This is a genomic window from Vallitalea okinawensis, from assembly GCF_002964605.1.
Taxonomy (GTDB): Bacteria; Bacillota; Clostridia; order Lachnospirales; family PQDH01; genus Vallitalea_A; species Vallitalea_A okinawensis.
Map to the genome: position 1 here is coordinate 245,416 of NZ_PQDH01000004.1, position 17,196 is coordinate 262,611.

Annotated in this window: 8 protein-coding genes; 5 read left to right on the forward strand and 3 right to left on the reverse strand. The window is 34.9% G+C overall.

The annotated features are described in order from the left end of the window. Positions 1–58 precede the first annotated feature (58 nt). Positions 59–6,403: an Ig-like domain-containing protein gene (locus C1Y58_RS13980; protein WP_105616679.1), complete on the forward strand. Its 6,345-nt coding sequence runs from the start codon at positions 59–61 to the stop codon at positions 6,401–6,403. 99 nt (positions 6,404–6,502) lie between these two features. On the opposite strand, the gene C1Y58_RS13985 is transcribed toward C1Y58_RS13980, so the two are convergent. From C1Y58_RS13985 to C1Y58_RS13995, 3 genes are all read right to left on the reverse strand, one after another. Next, positions 6,503–7,771: an aspartate aminotransferase family protein gene (locus C1Y58_RS13985; protein WP_105616680.1), complete on the reverse strand. Its 1,269-nt coding sequence runs from the start codon at positions 7,769–7,771 to the stop codon at positions 6,503–6,505. 33 nt (positions 7,772–7,804) lie between these two features. Continuing rightward, on the reverse strand, positions 7,805–9,739 hold the full coding sequence (locus tag C1Y58_RS13990) for a peptidase U32 family protein (protein ID WP_105616681.1): 1,935 nt from the start codon (positions 9,737–9,739) through the stop codon (positions 7,805–7,807). Positions 9,740–9,840: 101 nt separating this feature from the next. Then, positions 9,841–10,860 carry an ABC transporter substrate-binding protein gene (locus C1Y58_RS13995; RefSeq protein ID WP_207655755.1) on the reverse strand — a complete coding sequence of 340 codons (1,020 nt, stop codon included), beginning with the start codon at positions 10,858–10,860 and terminating at the stop codon, positions 9,841–9,843. 434 nt (positions 10,861–11,294) lie between these two features. On the opposite strand from C1Y58_RS13995, the gene C1Y58_RS14000 reads away from it, so the two are divergent. The 4 genes from C1Y58_RS14000 to C1Y58_RS14015 all read left to right on the forward strand — a co-directional run bounded on the left by C1Y58_RS14000 (position 11,295) and on the right by C1Y58_RS14015 (position 16,965). Then, positions 11,295–13,172, forward strand: a complete 1,878-nt coding sequence (locus tag C1Y58_RS14000; RefSeq protein ID WP_105616682.1) for an NAD(P)/FAD-dependent oxidoreductase — start codon at positions 11,295–11,297, stop codon at positions 13,170–13,172. Positions 13,173–13,300: 128 nt separating this feature from the next. Beyond that, positions 13,301–14,275: a polyprenyl synthetase family protein gene (locus tag C1Y58_RS14005; RefSeq protein ID WP_105616683.1), complete on the forward strand. Its 975-nt coding sequence runs from the start codon at positions 13,301–13,303 to the stop codon at positions 14,273–14,275. A gap of 52 nt (positions 14,276–14,327) precedes the next feature. Then, positions 14,328–16,130, forward strand: a complete 1,803-nt coding sequence (locus C1Y58_RS14010; RefSeq protein ID WP_105616684.1) for a menaquinone biosynthesis decarboxylase — start codon at positions 14,328–14,330, stop codon at positions 16,128–16,130. Further along, positions 16,111–16,965 carry a UbiA-like polyprenyltransferase gene (locus tag C1Y58_RS14015; protein WP_105616685.1) on the forward strand — a complete coding sequence of 285 codons (855 nt, stop codon included), beginning with the start codon at positions 16,111–16,113 and terminating at the stop codon, positions 16,963–16,965. Before C1Y58_RS14010 ends, C1Y58_RS14015 begins: the two co-directional genes overlap by 20 nt. Positions 16,966–17,196 lie beyond the last annotated feature (231 nt).

Sequence of the window (17,196 nt, forward strand, 5' to 3'; positions counted from 1 at the left end):
CTGAGGTGAGATTACATATACTATTGTATATAAAAAAATATCATATAGGAGGAGTTTTATGCTGAAGAAATTACTAGCCATTTTGATGGTTCTAACAATAGCGTTATCAACAATGACCACCTTTGCAATGACTACAATTGATAAAGCTCTAGTACTGAAAGAATTAGGAATCATTGAAGGTTATGAAGATGGTTCATTAGGTCTTGAAAATATATTAACAAGGGAAGAAACATTAGTGTTAGTATTGAGATTAAAAGGATATACAAAAGATGACTTAGATGAAGGAAGTAAAAGTTTTGATGATGTGCCAGTAGACCATTGGGCAGCCCCTTGGATAGCTAAGGCTAAGGCCTTAGGTTTAACAAAAGGAATTTCTCCCACTCAATTTGGTATACAGCGTGAAGTAACTATGCATGAAGTTATTACCTTTTTGCTAAATATTTTAGAGTATGAAGATACTTGGAAACTCGCACCTGAGTTAGGGTTAACATTAAATCTTATACAACCTGATGATCTCATTGACTTCAATACACCTGGTGTATTAAGAGGGACTTTTGTTGATATTGCTTATCAACTTCTACAAACCAAGATTCATGGTGACGATATAACATTAGTACAAAAGATGGTGAATGAAGGTATTGTTGATAAAGATAAGGCAGTAGAATATGGATTAATACGCCCTGAAGAATTTGGTGTTGAAGAAATCAATCCCCTTAATCTTAAACAATTTGAAGTTATTTTCAATAAGGACGTAGATGAATTATCAGCAACTGATGAAGATAATTATCATATGGATGAAATTGATTTAGATGGAGCTTATTATGAGTTAGTGGATAGTCGTATTGTACAAATCACGTTAAAAGATCCCGTTAAACAGCGAGCAAAAACTAAAATAGAAGTTAAAGATATTCTTAGCACTTACAAAGAGGAAATGGATTTGTATGAAGGAGAAATCCAGTTTATAGACAAAGAGTTCCCGGAAGTAATAGATGCAAAAGTTGTAGGTAAAGATACTATTGAAATTACTTTTAGTGAGCCAATGAACGTTGATTATCTATCAATGTTAGAGTTAAAAGCACCATTTATTCTAAAAGATCAAGAGGGGGATAAAAAGGGTGTTGATGACGTAGTATTTGAGAATCATAATACAATAGTTTATGTAACATGGTATGTTGATTTTGATGAAGAGCACTATACATTAGACATTAACTCTAAGTACAAAGATTATGCCGGTTATATATTTGATGAAAAAAAATTTGAATTTGATATAGCACGTGATACATCTAGTCCTCAAATAGTTGACTATAAAAATGCTAATCCCAGTAAAGTGACCCTTATTTTTGATGATACATTAAAAGCATTGCCAGATGAAAAAGAAGTTTATCATACTAATGTCAGTAACCATGCTGAGCACTTAAGTTTTGGTATGAATAGAAGTGAAATCATCGTTGATTTTGGAACAGAGCGGATTATGCCAGGGGGTTACTACTATATCTTTGTTAAAGAAGAAGCTGTAGAAGACCTATGGGGAAACAAGAATGATAATAAGCTTAAGATGGAAATAGAGGTTATGATTGACTTAGGACAACTAGTGCTTGAAGATATTAAGTTTGAATCTGAGAAAGAGTTAATACTTTCTTTTAATAAAGAATTAGATATCTCTACAGTGACTGATGAATCCAATTATGAGTTATTTGATGAAAATAATGATGAAGTTAAGTCATTTATTAGATACATTAATTTGGATGAAAAGAAAGTCACTCTAACATTAAGGGATCCAATTGTTTCTGGATACTATAGTATGTGCGTTAAAGATATCGAGGATTTATATGGAAATGCAATGGAGAAAACGGTCCTTGAATTTAATGCTGATGATATGACTGCTCCAGATTTTGATGATTTTGAAGCCCAATTATTTGTTTTTGATGACGAGCAGCTTCTAGTCATTGATTTCAAAGAAGAAATGCTGGCAGATGACAGTATCTATTCGATTACAAATCCTTCTAACTATCTTGTTGACATGAAGGAATACAATAGTTACAAAAATCAATGGGAAAATATGAGCATTAACCTTGATGATATTAGTGATGTACTAAGTCTTGATGTGGTAGATGATGATACCAAACTTGAGATCATATTAGAAAGTGGAGAAGACTATGCGTTTAGAGATTCTGGCACAATATATATGGCACGTGTTTATGATCAGTCTGGTAATAGAACAGAAGCTCTATCAGGTGAAATAGATTATCATCGAGTAACATCAGAAGATACTATTGGTATGGATAACGAAGAAGGATTTAGAATTATTTCGGCCACTGAAGCTAGATTAACATTGGAAGAGCTCATTGATTATTTTGATGATGAAGATTTCATTATTGAAGCCATAGATGAGTCTGGTCAATTAAAAGATATTACAGAATATTTAGATATTGATTATGAAGAACTTTCTGATATGACAGAAATGATTATAGAAGTTAAGGATGAAGGAGAAGGATATTTTACCTATGATGCTAAATGGCAAGAGGTGGGGAGCTTAGAAAGTGAAGGCTACAGTATATATATCCATACGATAGATCAGCAATATGTGGACACTGAAAACCAATATGGACAAAAAGTTGAACTGGATAAAGAGGATCATATTGTTGCTGAGGATAAATATGCACCGGAAGTCCTTCGAAATGCTGATGATTATGTTATGCTCTATGATCAGCTAAGCCATAGTATCATGATTCCATTTACTGAGGAACTACAGAATTCAGATTATGCAGTAGTTGATTTCGCATTAGAGATGTCATATGTTGATGGAAGAGAAACAACACCTGGAATCGACTATAAAGTGACAGCTTTCAATGAAACTTACGAAGGTTATAAATACTGTGTTAAAATACAGCTTACAGATTATGATTTTGCAGGAGATATAGAAGTGATTATGGAAACAGAACCACTATATATCAAAGATATAGCAGGTAATCAAGCTATTGGAGATGCTTATGGTGAATTGCAAGACTGTATCTATCAACCTACAGAAGGACCAGAGGTTGTTACTCTAGATGCTACTAATACTGAAAAACTTGAGGAAAACGAATATCATGCATTGATATTTAACCAAAAACTTCATGAAGATAGTATTAATGATATTATAGAATGGATTACAGAGTATCTGACAACAGACTTGAAAATGACAAATTTAGAAAAGAACGAAGAACGTATCATTAAAACCGAGGATATTATTTTCAATGTTGAAACAGATGATACAACAACCATTAAATTTATGGTTAGTCAAGTCTATAAACCTGATGGGCAATTAGCTAACGAAGATGCATATGCACTCAACCATAATGATTCATCAGATTTATGGATTGAGAAAGATAAAATAAAGAATGTACACAGTATCTTTAATGATAAAGATTTATTATTAATCAAAGTACAAGCTGATGATGTTGATCCAGTACTTGTAGATATTACACTTGGTGAATCAGAAGAAGAATTAGTGTTGATCTTTGGTGAAGAAATAGCTATAACAACAGCTCAGGATGAGAGCAACTACAAGTTGTTTAAAGAAGGCAATGAGATGACATCATTTATTACTTCAATTCATGTTGATGACAAAGAAGTTATGTTATTCTTGAATGACCCTATCACTTCAGGAAGTTATAGTATCATTGTCGAAGGTATTGAAGACCTACATGGAAATGTAATGAATATGAAGCAATTTGATTTTGAGGGGGATGATTTAATTCCACCAAGCTTTGAAAAAATGGAAGCACAACTATTGGTTGATGGTAATCAATATAAACTTGTTATAAACTTCAATGAAAGTATGGCAGTTGATAATACGATCTACTCTATTACCAATTTAGATAATTATCGCATAGATATGCAACAGTTCTATGCTTCTGAGAAAGAGTGGAAAGATATAGTTATTGGAATAGATACCATTGAAGATGTAGTAAGCATTACTTCTTATGTTGATGGTGATGATCATATACTAGAGCTAGCTGTTGATAGCACCAGTGGTTACAGGTTTAGAGAAAACGGTACTATTTATATGCAAAGATTAAGTGACAGTGCTGGTAACTTAACTCAATCTTTATCAGGAGAGGTAAACTACTCCGTTAATGTGAAGCCAGAAGTTATAACCTTAGATATGACGGATATGGATACATTTAAAGAAGATGAGTACTATACACTAGAATTTAACCAAGGACTTAATAAGGATAGCATAAATAGTATTAAAGAATACATCAATACCTATCTAACAACAGAATTTAAATTACTGAATTTAAAAGCTGATGAAAGTAGGATGATTAAAGCTGATGATATCCAATTTGAGATTGATATAAGTTCTTATAAAGTCATTAGATTTATGGTTGATAAAATCTATGACATAAATGGTGAAATTACTCTTGAAGATGCATATATACTGGATAGAGAAGGTTCATCAAATCTGGTTATCGAAAAAAATAGTATTAAGAATACCAATGACATCTACAACGATAAAGATTTACTATTCATAAAGGTGAAAAAGGAGGATAATGGCGAATATCCAGTAATTCAGAATATTAAGTTTGGTGAAGAGTTGAAAGAGTTAATACTTACTTTCAGCGAAGATGTAGATATCAAAACAGCATCAAATAATGATAATTATGAATTGGAAAAAGACGGTGATCAGATAGCAACATTTATTAATACTATTCAAGTAGATCAAGAAGTAGTGGTTCTAAAATTAAACGAGCCCATTACGTCAGGAAGCTATAGCTTGGGGGTTGCGGGTGTAAAAGATCTATACGGTTACAAGATGGAGAGTGAAGTAATTGAATTTGAGGCTGATGACACTCCCCCTAATTTTGAAAACTTTGGTGCAGGGCTTTTTGTTAATGAACCAGAATACCTTCTTGTTATCGCATTCCAAGAAGAAATGTTGGCAGATGGTAGTGAATATGCCATTAATAATCTTGCTAATTATCGTGTTGAAATGATGGCATATAATCATTCAGAGGATAAGTGGGAAGAAAAAGTTATTGATCTTAATGAAATTGAAGACGAATTAAGTGTAAGTATAGTAGACAATGGGTATATGTTAGAGTTATTAGTTAATAGTAATGATGATTATAAATTTAGAGATTCTGGTACTATCTTTATGGCACGTGTAAGTGATAAAGCTGGTAATAAAACTTTAGATTTATCAGGAAAATTTGACTATGAAAGAATAAGTAATGAAGATACTATTGGTATGGATGAAGAAAAAGGCTTTAGAGTCATTTCAGCAACTGATGCGAGGCTTACATTATCGCTTATAGTTGATGAGTTTTATGGAGATGACTTTATCATTGAAGCTGTTGATGATAAAGGGAATAGAAGAGATATAACTAGTTTCTTGGAAGTCGATTATGTAAATACCCCTACTCAGACTGAGATTATTCTTGAGGTTAAAGACGATAATGAAAGTCGTTTTACTCATGATGCTAAATGGCAAGAGCTGGATAGTCAAGGTAATAATATCTTGATTGATGACTACAGTATCTATATCCATACAGTGGATCAACAGTATGTGGACACTAATAGATATGGTATTAAGGTGGAACTCAATCAAGATGATCATATTAAAGCTGATGATCAGTATGCTCCTGAAGTAGCACAAGAAGATGATATGCATGTGATGTTTTATGATGAATCAACTCATAGTATCATGGTGCCATTCACTGAGAGACTTGAGAATACTGATGACGTAGTACATGATTTTACATTAGAGATGGACCATCCTGCCGTAGCAGGTATCGATTATCATGTAGCTTCTGTCAACCAAACTTTTCTAGACTTTAAATACTGTATTCAAATACAATTAACGGATCTAAATTACGCAGGAGATGTTGAAGTAACATTAGTTGATGAACCAATATATGTGAAAGACGTAGCAGGCAATGAAGCTGTAGGTGGAGTTCATTTCTTACTAGAAGATTGTCAACCTTACCAGGTACCTTACCAAGCGCCAGATGTTATTACGTTAGATGTAACTACTAATACAATTTTTGATATTGATATTGGTTATTCTTTAAGATTTAGTCCTACATTAGAGGAGGATAGTAGTCTATATGTTCAGGAAGCAATCGCAGAATATCTAAAATCAGATTTTGCTATAGTTAGTGTTGAAACAGGTGAATTAAGAAAAATTGATAGTATTGAATGTCATGTTAGCGATTATAGTTCTGGAACCACAATCTTATTTAGAATAAACAAGGTAGTTAATGAAGAGGGTGAATCTGTTAATGAACGTGTATTTACACTGGATCATCTTAATTCACTGAATATGTGGATTGAGAAAAATAAGATAAAGAATAAGGGTAATATCTATAATGATAAAGAGTTGCTTTTAATTAAAGTGAATGGAAAAGATGAGAGGTAAGAACTGTTGAAAAAAAGTTTTTTACGAAGAGTTGAGTAAAAAAATTGAGTGTGAGCTGTCTTACCATAGGAAATATCCCTGGTAAGGCAGCTTTCTTAACTATTTTTCTAGTTCACTAAAAGCATGATCTAAGTTTTCAAGCACAGTATTTACATCTTCCTCAGTGACAATTAATGGAGGTTGGAAGGCTAAAACATTTCTACATAACCCATTCTTACCGATTAAAATACCATGATCTTTCATGTATTCTAAGATAGCATCTGTTTCTTCAGAAGCGGGAGTTCCATCCTCTCTAATAAGTTCTGCACCTAACATAAGACCTATACCACGAACATCTTCTATTAATGAATGTTTTTCTTTTAGAGTTAGTAAGCCATCTTTAAGAAGATGACCTAATTCTCTTGCAGCAGTACTTAAGTCGTTTCTTTCAATGTAGTCAAGAACTGCTAAGGCCGTTTTGGAGGCTACTGGATTACCACCAAGTGTTGAAGCAGAAGGTTTTGTAAAGGAAGAAGCTATTGCATCGGTCGTACAGAATGCTGAAATAGGTATACCATTACCAAGAGCCTTAGCCATGGTCATAATATCAGGAATTACTTCGAAGTTCTCAATTGCAAACATCCTACCAGTACGAGCAAAGCCGGTCTGAACTTCATCAACTATGAGTAAAGCATCATGCTGATGAATAAGATGATACAGTTCTTTGAAATACCAATCAGGAGGTGTAATGATACCGCCGTTGCCCTGGATGGGTTCGATAATTAAGGCGGCAATATCATCATCTTCTGCTAGTATGGACTCTATAGCCTTAAGAGAACTCTTTGCTGAGTTTTCTAAGTCAAGGGGATCGATTCCTGGAGCTGTTAGGACTTCTGATGACAAATAAGGGTCAGCTCGCCACATAGGAATAGCAGTTGCACTCATTGTTAGATGGGTACGGCCATGAAGACTTTTCTCTAGAGTAATAAATTTCTTTTTTCCAGTATGGAGGCGTGCTAATAGTAATGCTCCTTCGTTAGCTTCAGAACCTGTACAGCAAAAAAAGGATCTTTTTAATTCGCCAGGTAATATGGTAGCCATTTTTTCTGCTAAATCGACGATAGGCTGGGTCAAGTAAATGGTTGTTGTGTGTTGCAATGTACTGAGTTGTTCAATAGTAGTCTTCAGGATTTCAGGATTACAATGACCGCAGTTCATAACAGATACCCCTGCAAAAAAATCTAGGTAGCGTTTACCATCTTCATCATAAAGGTATTGCATATCACCTTTAACGATTTGAGGTGGATACTTATAAAAATGGTGACTACAGGGATAAAGGTAGTCTTTTTTCTTCTCAATAATTTTCTCTGGTCCAATATAATGATCCATGGGAAGCCCCCTTTCAACCAGGTATAATAATCGTTAATTAAATTGTAAAGCGCCTAATGTAAAACTAGCGTTAGTGGTTTTTAAATGATTATAGAGCTCTTCACATTGAGCAGGATTTTGTAGTGCTTCTTTATAACATTGTATCATAGATTTCAGCGTTTCATCACTATAGTGACATGCTTCGATACGCACTTGTTTGACGCCAACTTCAATTAATTCCTTTAAGAAGGGCAAATAGCATATATCTTTATAAGTCGTCATATGGTTACGACCAGTAGCAGCTTCACGATAGACGGGATGTTCATAACCTTTGTCATTAACAAGTACTAAAATATTGTTATCCACATGAAGGTTATCTTCTTCGCCAATAGGGTCTAATACCTTTGTATTCTCATAAAGGTCATGTTCCAAATACATAACAACTGGAGAACCTTGTACGATGACCTCAGTAGGTAGTTGGGTTCCTTCTACCGTAGCGATAATATCTTTTAAAGGTGCTTCAATGGATAAAGTCCCTGTTGTAAGCCCCTCTTCTTTTAAGTAGTCTGCTGATACAGCATTATAAAGATTGAGGCTATAATCACCGATTAATTCAGGAACAGCTCCTCTAAAATGATCAATAGCGCCTAGGTTCGTTACTAGAAGACCATCAATACCCAATGCATTGTGTTCTAAAACATGATTGTAACGTGAGAAATCATTTTCGTACATCATTCTAGGTAAACCTAAGTAGAGCTTTGTTTGTCCTTTTTTAGCAGCTAAATCTTGTATTTCTGTAATAGTAAAAGGCTGTGATGGTTCAAAGACATCCCCAGATAGATATAGGCTGTCAACACCTTCTTCTAGAGCTATTATTGCCTGCTCATAAGAATTGACTTTAATACTCAAAGCGACAGGAGATTGAAGTGAATTCTTACGATGGGTAGTTAATACTTCTTTTATTTTTTCTACACGTTCTTTAGAGATTTCTGTTTCTTCAATAGGTTTACTAAATACTTTACCATGGCTATAAAATACACCAGTACCTTCATAACGCCTATTAATATTAACTAATCCAGGATTACCAAAAGCATAAGCTGTCGATAAATCACGTTTTCTTTTGTTGTATATCATTTCAGTAGATTTCTTTCTATCATATCCAAATGGATCATGGATATAACGATCTAAAGCATCACCATAGCAGTTAATTAAGTGCAGTAAATAATCTGCATCACGCATACGACCTTCGATTTTAAAAGAAACAATACCTGCGTCAATCATTTCAGGCAAATATTCATACATGGAAAGATCCTTAACTGCCATAGGATATTCAGTAGGATAGACATTGCCATCTTTTTTTGTACGAAAAGACCAACGACAGGGTTTCATACAAAGTCCTCTATTACTACTGTTACCAAAGAGCATTCCACTGTAGTGACATTGTGATCCGTGAGCAATACACATGTCTCCATGGGTGAAATATTCAAATTCCATATCGGTTTGACTATGAAGAGTTTTAATGGTCCTTAAATCCATTTCTCTAGATGCAACAATTCGACTAACACCTTGCTGACGCAATCTCTTAATGGAAGCTAAGTTATGAACATTCATCATCACTGATGAATGAAGATTGAGTTGTAAATTGAGAGAATCTATTATTTTAAATAAACTATAATCTTGAATAATAAGAGCATCTGGTTGTATGTCATTGAGAAAAAGAAGATAATCTTTAGCAGCTTCTAAATCTTCTTGGCTAAAAAGATTATTTACTGTAATATAAACCTTTTTATCTAGGGAATGTGCCATATGTACAGCTTCTTTAATCTCATTATTAGAAAAATTAAAAGCTTTACGGTGCATACGCATGTTTAATAACTTACCACCAAAAAAGAAAGCATCAGCACCACTGTTAACTAGATCTTTAAAAATTTCAAAGTTACCTACTGGAGCTAGTAATTCAATTTCTTGATGATTGAAATTACGACTCATTTTATCACCTCTCTATATCCTATGTCAGATATACTAACCTTAGCATTTTAAATACTTTAACAATAATGAGCATAGAAGTCCCCAACTATGCTCATAAATCTCTAATTAATAAATTGATCAGTTGAAACCTCTTCAAAAGAAAACTCCTCAGTAATGAGTTCTTTGCTGTTTAACCAGAGGAGAACATCAGCCCAAGTATCTTGTGATGGCATAGTAGCATGAGTATACGCTGGAAGTACAAGAGTATCCCTTACTGGCTCTGGAAATCCAGCTTCTTCTATAATAATGTCAATATAGTTCTCTAGAGGCTCTTCGTTTAGATAGTCAACAGCCCTATTATAAGCTCGGTAAAAGCCTTGAATTTCAGTGGCTTTGGAATTAATTGTTTCATCTTTGAAGATAATTAAACCTAAATCAATATTGAGTGCATCAGAACTACTAAGCGCTTTTCCACCATTTAAAACAGCAAGGCTGGCTAGAGGTTCTGGTAAAGTAGCCATATCAATGTTTCCATATTGAAGCATCTCTAAGCGAGTAGGGATCTTAGGTATAGCCACCTTCTCGACTTGATCTAATGATACACCAGAAGTTTCTAACATACGATCTGTTAGGTATTCGATTATAGTATTTTGTGAAATACCAATGCTGTTATTATTGATAGCTGTTACAGCTTCAATACCTTTCTCACCATTAGCGATGAGCTTAAAACTTCCAGATGTTTTTGAGGTAATATCTACTTTAAAACCATTGTCGTTGAGGAAAGCAACTGCTAACATGTCTGAGATGGCACCATCTAGTTGACCGGCTTGTAGTGCGGCATCTCTATCTAAAGCACTTTTAAAAGGAACAATGGTTACCTCAAGACCTTCTTCTTCATAATAGCCTAAAGAAGACGCTAAGATGAGGGGAAGTGAATCGGTGTCAGGCATAACCCCAATTGCTAATGGGTGTAATTCTTCAATTTCCTCAGTAGTTTCAGTAACAACTTCACTTTGTTCTTCAATTACATCTTTTTCTTGGACAGAACTTTTATCTTGTGTAACATCCTCATCATTGTTTGTACACCCTACAAATAAAAAAACACATAGTAAGATGTATATTATAAAACTTAATTTTTTCATTGAAATACCTCCTAGTTTTGTCATACTTTTAACAATGTTGTCTGCAGGAATATCTTGGCCGATAAGATATAGCAAATAAAGTATAGCATTTTAAGTAAGAATATGAAAGGAGAAAGTTAATAGGTTTGAATTAAAATCATTAAGTAAAGAATGGGAGGGAGCGCGGCAGATAAATTTATTTGGTATGTTAATGGGGTGAGAAAAGCTGAATACCTTATAAAATCAGGAGCTGCAATTCTATTTTATTCTATGACATTATAGTTAGAAATTAAGATAGATAAAATGTATGTATGAACAAAATTTACAAAACCTATTCATAATGAACAAAAAAGGGGTTCTTATAGACTTTGGAATGAACTATGATAGAATTGAGATAAACATTTAACAAAAAGTCTACAAATCCCCTTATGCTATTAGTTAAGGGTGATATAGAAATGGCTGATAAGAAACGTATCGTTATATTAGGTGCAGGCTATGGAGGCGTTTTAACTGCAAAGAAACTGGCTAGAAAATTCAAAAAAAGCCAAAGTGTTGAGATTATTCTTATTGATAAGAATCCTTACCACGTGATGTTAACTGAGTTACACGAGGTAGCAGCAAATAGGGTACCTGAAAATGCTATTCGCATTGATTTGCATAAGATTTTTGCAGAACGCCAAGTAAAAGTTATTCAAGACCTTGTTATCCATATTGATTTTCAGCATCAAGTTTTACAATCAAGAACTACGCATTATAATTTTGATTATCTGGTACTTGGAACAGGTTGTCAACCAACCTATTATGGCATTCAAGGAGCTAAAGAGCATGCTTTAAGCTTATGGTCTTATGAGGATGCAGTATATATTAAGGAACATATTTTGAATAAGGTGCGCCAAGCAAAAAAAGAGACAGATCCAATCAAAAAACAAAAATTGTTAACCTTCGTTGTAGTTGGTGCTGGATTTACAGGGATTGAGATGATTGGTGAGTTGGGTGAGTGGCAGTACCACTTAATGAAAGATTTTAATCTTGATGAGCAGGCTATCAAATTATATGTTGTGGATGCCATGCCTAAAATTTTACCTAATTTCCCGGATAAGCTTGTTAAAAAAGTAGAGCATCGTTTAGTTAAGCAGAACGTAGAGGTTATTACTGGTCAAGGTATTACAGAAGTAACACCGGATTATGTAAATCTTGGCGAAAAGGGAAAGATTCATACCAACACAGTTATTTGGGCTGCCGGTGTAGAAGGTTCTGAATTACTAAGTCAAGTAGACATTGAGCAACAAGGTCGTCACCGTGTGGTAACTAATGAGTTCTTACAAGCAAAAGCTTATGATAATGTATTTGTTGTCGGCGATAATATATTTTTTATTCCAGAAGGGGAAGAGCGACCTGTTCCTCAAATGGTTGAAAACGCAGAACATTCTTCTGCCCTTGTTGCTGCTAATCTCATTGCTGTGATGGACAATAAAGATAAGAAATCCTATCAACCTCGATTTCATGGATCCATGGTTTCTGTGGGAGGGCGCTACGGTGTAGCGCACATTGGGACTCCAGGACATTTCTTTATGATTTCTGGCTTTCTTGCTCTTTTCATTAAACATTTCATTAATTTGGTTTACTTTTTTCAAGTTGCAGGGTTTAATAAATGTTGGACTTATCTCATGCATGAGATCTTTCAAGTTGCAGATAGGAGAAGTCTAACTGGGGGCTATTTCTCTAAGGCTTCACCGAATTTTTGGTTGGTGCCTCTACGTGTTTTTGTAGGTTATAAGTGGCTGATACAAGGTTGGCATAAATTGCCTAGTATTTTAGAAAACCCTACTAAAATATTTTTGATTCCCCCTCCATACACTGATGGTACATCTGCAGCAACAAGTCTACCCCAGACCACTGATGCAGTAGGAGCAGCTACTGGGGCGGCAGAATCCGCTGCAGCAGCTTTAGAAGCACTTCCTGTACCAGATTTTATTGAAGTGATAGTTCATTGGTCCATGGATGTTTTCTTTTATACATCTGATGGGGGCTACACATTTTTAGCAACTATATTCCAAGCAGGTATGGTTATAGCAGAGATAGTTATTGGGCTGTTATTGATATTAGGTCTCTTTACAGCCATCGCTAATATTGTTGCAATTGCTATGGGGATGATGGTTTGGTTGTCTGGTATGGCTTCAATGGAAATGCTTTGGTATTACGCAGGCAATATAGCATTAATTGGTGGATCGGGTAGTAGTTTTGGCCTTGATTATTATATATTACCTTTCTTAAAGAAACGATGGAAAGCAATAAAGATCGTAAGAAAGAGCTATTTATATACGGATGATTAATAGACTTCTTCTACACATACATGAAACGTGACGCTAGTCACTTTCATGTGTTATAATAAGCTATAAAATGAACTTATAAAGAACGATAAGCTAGGGAGTGACCTAGAGTAGATTGACAAGGTGATTACATGATTAAATTTTGGATGGACTATCCACAGATAGATAAAGAACTTGATTGTGTGAAATCGAGTATAATTGAGAGTATAACATCGAATGAGAAGCTCCTTAATACACGACTTGAGAATTTGGTTAAGGATGGGGGGAAGATGCTACGCCCCGCCTTTGTTCTCCTTGCTAGTAAATTTGGTCAGTCAGAAGAACAGCAGAAGTTTTATGACTTAGCAGCGGTTATTGAGATGCTTCATATGGCTACTTTAATACATGATGATATAATCGATGATGCAGAACTTAGAAGGGGTAAAGCAACGATTCAATCTTCATTTGGTAAAGACTATGCTGTTTACGTTGGTGATTTTCTTCTATGCCAATGTTTCATTAAGTTATCTCATTATTCTTATGAAGCTGATAATTTAAAAGAGATATCTAAAGCTATGTCACGTATTTGTTTAGGTGAAATCAAACAATACCATTTAAGAGGCGAAAAGAATGTAGGTGCTTTAGACTACATTAAAGTGATAGCAGGAAAAACAGCGGCACTTTTTGGTATTAGTTTCTATGTAGGAGCAAGAGAAGCCGACTGTGATGAGAAATTAACCAAGCTACTTGGCAGAATTGGGTTCTATATTGGGATGGCATTTCAAGTTATGGATGATTTATTAGATTATTCAAGTGACACTGTAACGTTGGGAAAAGATGCGCAAAGTGATTTGCTTAGTGGTTATTATACACTACCCTTAATATATGCCTTAAAAAAAGATCGACATGGAAGACTAGGAGCAATTTTGGCTAAAGAAGATTTAGATCAAAAAGATATTGATGAAATCTTAACTCTGGTTAATGAGTATGGTGGAATAGAAAAAGCTAAACATGTAGCAGATAAGTATACGAAGAAAGCTCTAACAAATATCGATAAATTGCCTGATTGTGAAAGTAAAGCAATTATTAGAGACATAACTGTCAAGTTATTAAAAAGGAATTATTAATGCTATATATGTTACAGCAGTAAATCAAACTTCAAGAGTTGGAGGAAGTTTCATGGCTTATAAAGATTTACAACATTTTATGGAGAAACTGAAGAAGAAGGAACTATTAGATGAAATAGATGCGGAAGTAGATAGTTACTTAGAGATAACTGAAATAGCAGATCGTGTATCCAAAGATTATGGACATGCACTTCTTTTCAATAATGTTAAAGGATCACCCTATCCTGTATTGATTAACACTATGGGAACTTATGAAAGAATGAATATGTCATTAGGTGTAGATAGCTTGGATGATATAGCACATCGTATAGCTGATCTAATGGATATTAGTAATTATATTACTTTAACAGATAAGATCAAATCTATTCCTAAGCTATATCCATTGATAAAAGTGTTTCCTAAGAAGGTTAAAACAGGTCCATGTCAAGAGGTTATTGAAGAACCTGACCTCAATCAATTACCAGTATTGCAATGCTGGCCCCGTGACGGAGGTCGTTATATAACTTTACCGCTTGTTTTCACAAAAGATCCAGAGACAGGACAACAGAATATAGGTATGTATCGCATGCAGGTTTATGATCATAAGACAACCGGCATGCATTGGCATTTACATAAGGATGGTAGGGAGATTTACCAAAAGTACAGACAGCTAGGAAAAAAAATGCCTGTATCTGTAGCATTAGGTTGTGACCCTGCCACTATTTATGCTGCAACATCACCATTACCTAAAATGATTGATGAAATGCTTTTTGCAGGTTTTCTTAGAAAAGATCCAGTGAAAATGGTCAAATGTATTACCAATGATTTATATGTTCCAGCCCATGCAGAGTTCATACTTGAAGGTTATGTAGATTTGGATGAGAGACGTATGGAAGGACCATTCGGTGATCATACTGGTTATTATTCTCTAGAGGATATGTATCCTGTTTTTCATTTAGAAAAAATCACGCATAAGAAGAAGCCAGTCTATCCTACAACGATTGTAGGAAAGCCTCCAATGGAAGATTGTTATATGGGTAAAGCTACTGAAAGAATTTTCTTACCTCTTATAAAAATGTTCTGTCCAGAAATAATTGATATGAATTTTCCTTTAGAAGGTGTCTTTCATAATTGCGTCATCGTATCTATTAAGAAAAAATACCCTATGCATGGTAAAAAGGTGATGCACTCTATATGGGGAATGGGTCAAATGATGTATACCAAGCTGGTCATTGTAGTTGATGAAGAGACTGATCCATATGATTTGAAGGCAGTAGCTGAGAAAGTATTAAAGCATACAACAATCCATAAGGATATAGTCATTTCTGAAGGACCACTTGATGCCCTTGATCATGCTTCTAATACAGCTTTTTATGGACATCGTCTTGGAGTCGATGCCACTAAAAAGTGGGAAGCAGAAGGAGCCCTTGAAGAAGGATTAGCAAACAATTCTATGGAAATGAAATTGGATAAATTGTATGAAGTATGTGATGAGATTAAAGAAGTGAACTTCCTTACAGACCATCCATCAGATAACTGCGTCATCTTAACTATCAAAAAGTCGGAACCCTATGATGCTAAGAAAGTTATAGAGAAAGTTTGGGAAATCGAAGGTATGGATGCAATAAAGATAACCATTGTAGTTGAAGAACACGTCAGTGCTAAAGATCTTTCAACTGTAGCGTGGAAGGTTTTTAATAATATAGATGCTAAGCGAGATTTAGTATATAGTGATCGACGCCTTGGTATAGATGCTACAAAGAAATGGGCCAGTGAAGGACATACAAGAGCATGGCCTGATGATATAGAAATGACGGAAGAAATAAAGGATTTAGTCAGTAAAAGGTGGCAAGATTATGGTATTAAAGAAGCTTAAAACATATGGTGAATTAGTCATGTTCTCACATACTCTGTTCTCATTACCCTTCGCGCTGATCAGTATGTTATGGGCGGCTAATGGCTTACCAGATATAGCAACTTTTTTTTGGATATTGGTGGCTCTAGTAGCAGGACGGAATGGAGCTAATGCACTTAATCGATGGGTGGATCGTGATATTGATAAGAAGAATCCCCGTACTGCTGACAGGCATTTACCTAAGGGGATTGTTAAAGGTAGTGAAGTATTATGGATTGTAGGGATTTGCTATGCTCTTTTTGTATTGGCGGCCTACCAACTAAATACTTTATGCTTCCTGTTGTCGCCTGTAGCATTAGCCTTATTCACGGTCTACTCTTATACGAAAAGAGTAACTTGGGCATGCCATCTTGTTCTCGGTATTGCATGTGCTGGAGCACCTGTTGGAGCCTGGTTAGCTGTAACAGGACAATTTGCTTTGACACCTCTAATGTTAGGAGCAGTAGTACTGCTTTGGGTAGCAGGATTCGATATTATATACGGTACACAAGATATTGATTTTGATAGGAATAATGCAATCTATTCCATACCTGCACGTTTTGGGCTAAAGAATAGCCTGCTTATAGCAAAGGCATTTCATTTCATGATGTGGATATTGTTAGTAGCTCTATTTTTTGTAATGGAATTAGGTATTTTTTATCTAATGGGTGTAGTACTCAGTGGTGCATTATTAGTTATTGAACATCGATTGGTAGATCCTGATAATAAGAGAAAAATGAATGTTGCTTCTTATCATATTAATCAAATAGTAAGTATGTTGCTGTTGGTAAGTACGGTAGTGGATTTAATCCTCTAAAAGGGAGGAGGGAATTCATTAGTAATACTAATGGGGTCAAGCATGAACGGGGTACTATTGCGTCAGCAGAAAAGACATCCATGTCTTAGACTGCTGAACTCGCCATCCGTGGCTCGCTGCTCCATAGTACCCCATCCGTACTTTCGGTATATATGGGGGATAGTTATCTAATGAATTGTAGAAAAGTGGAACGAGTGCATCAGTAGGAAAGTGTCAGTGTCTTAGGTAAGA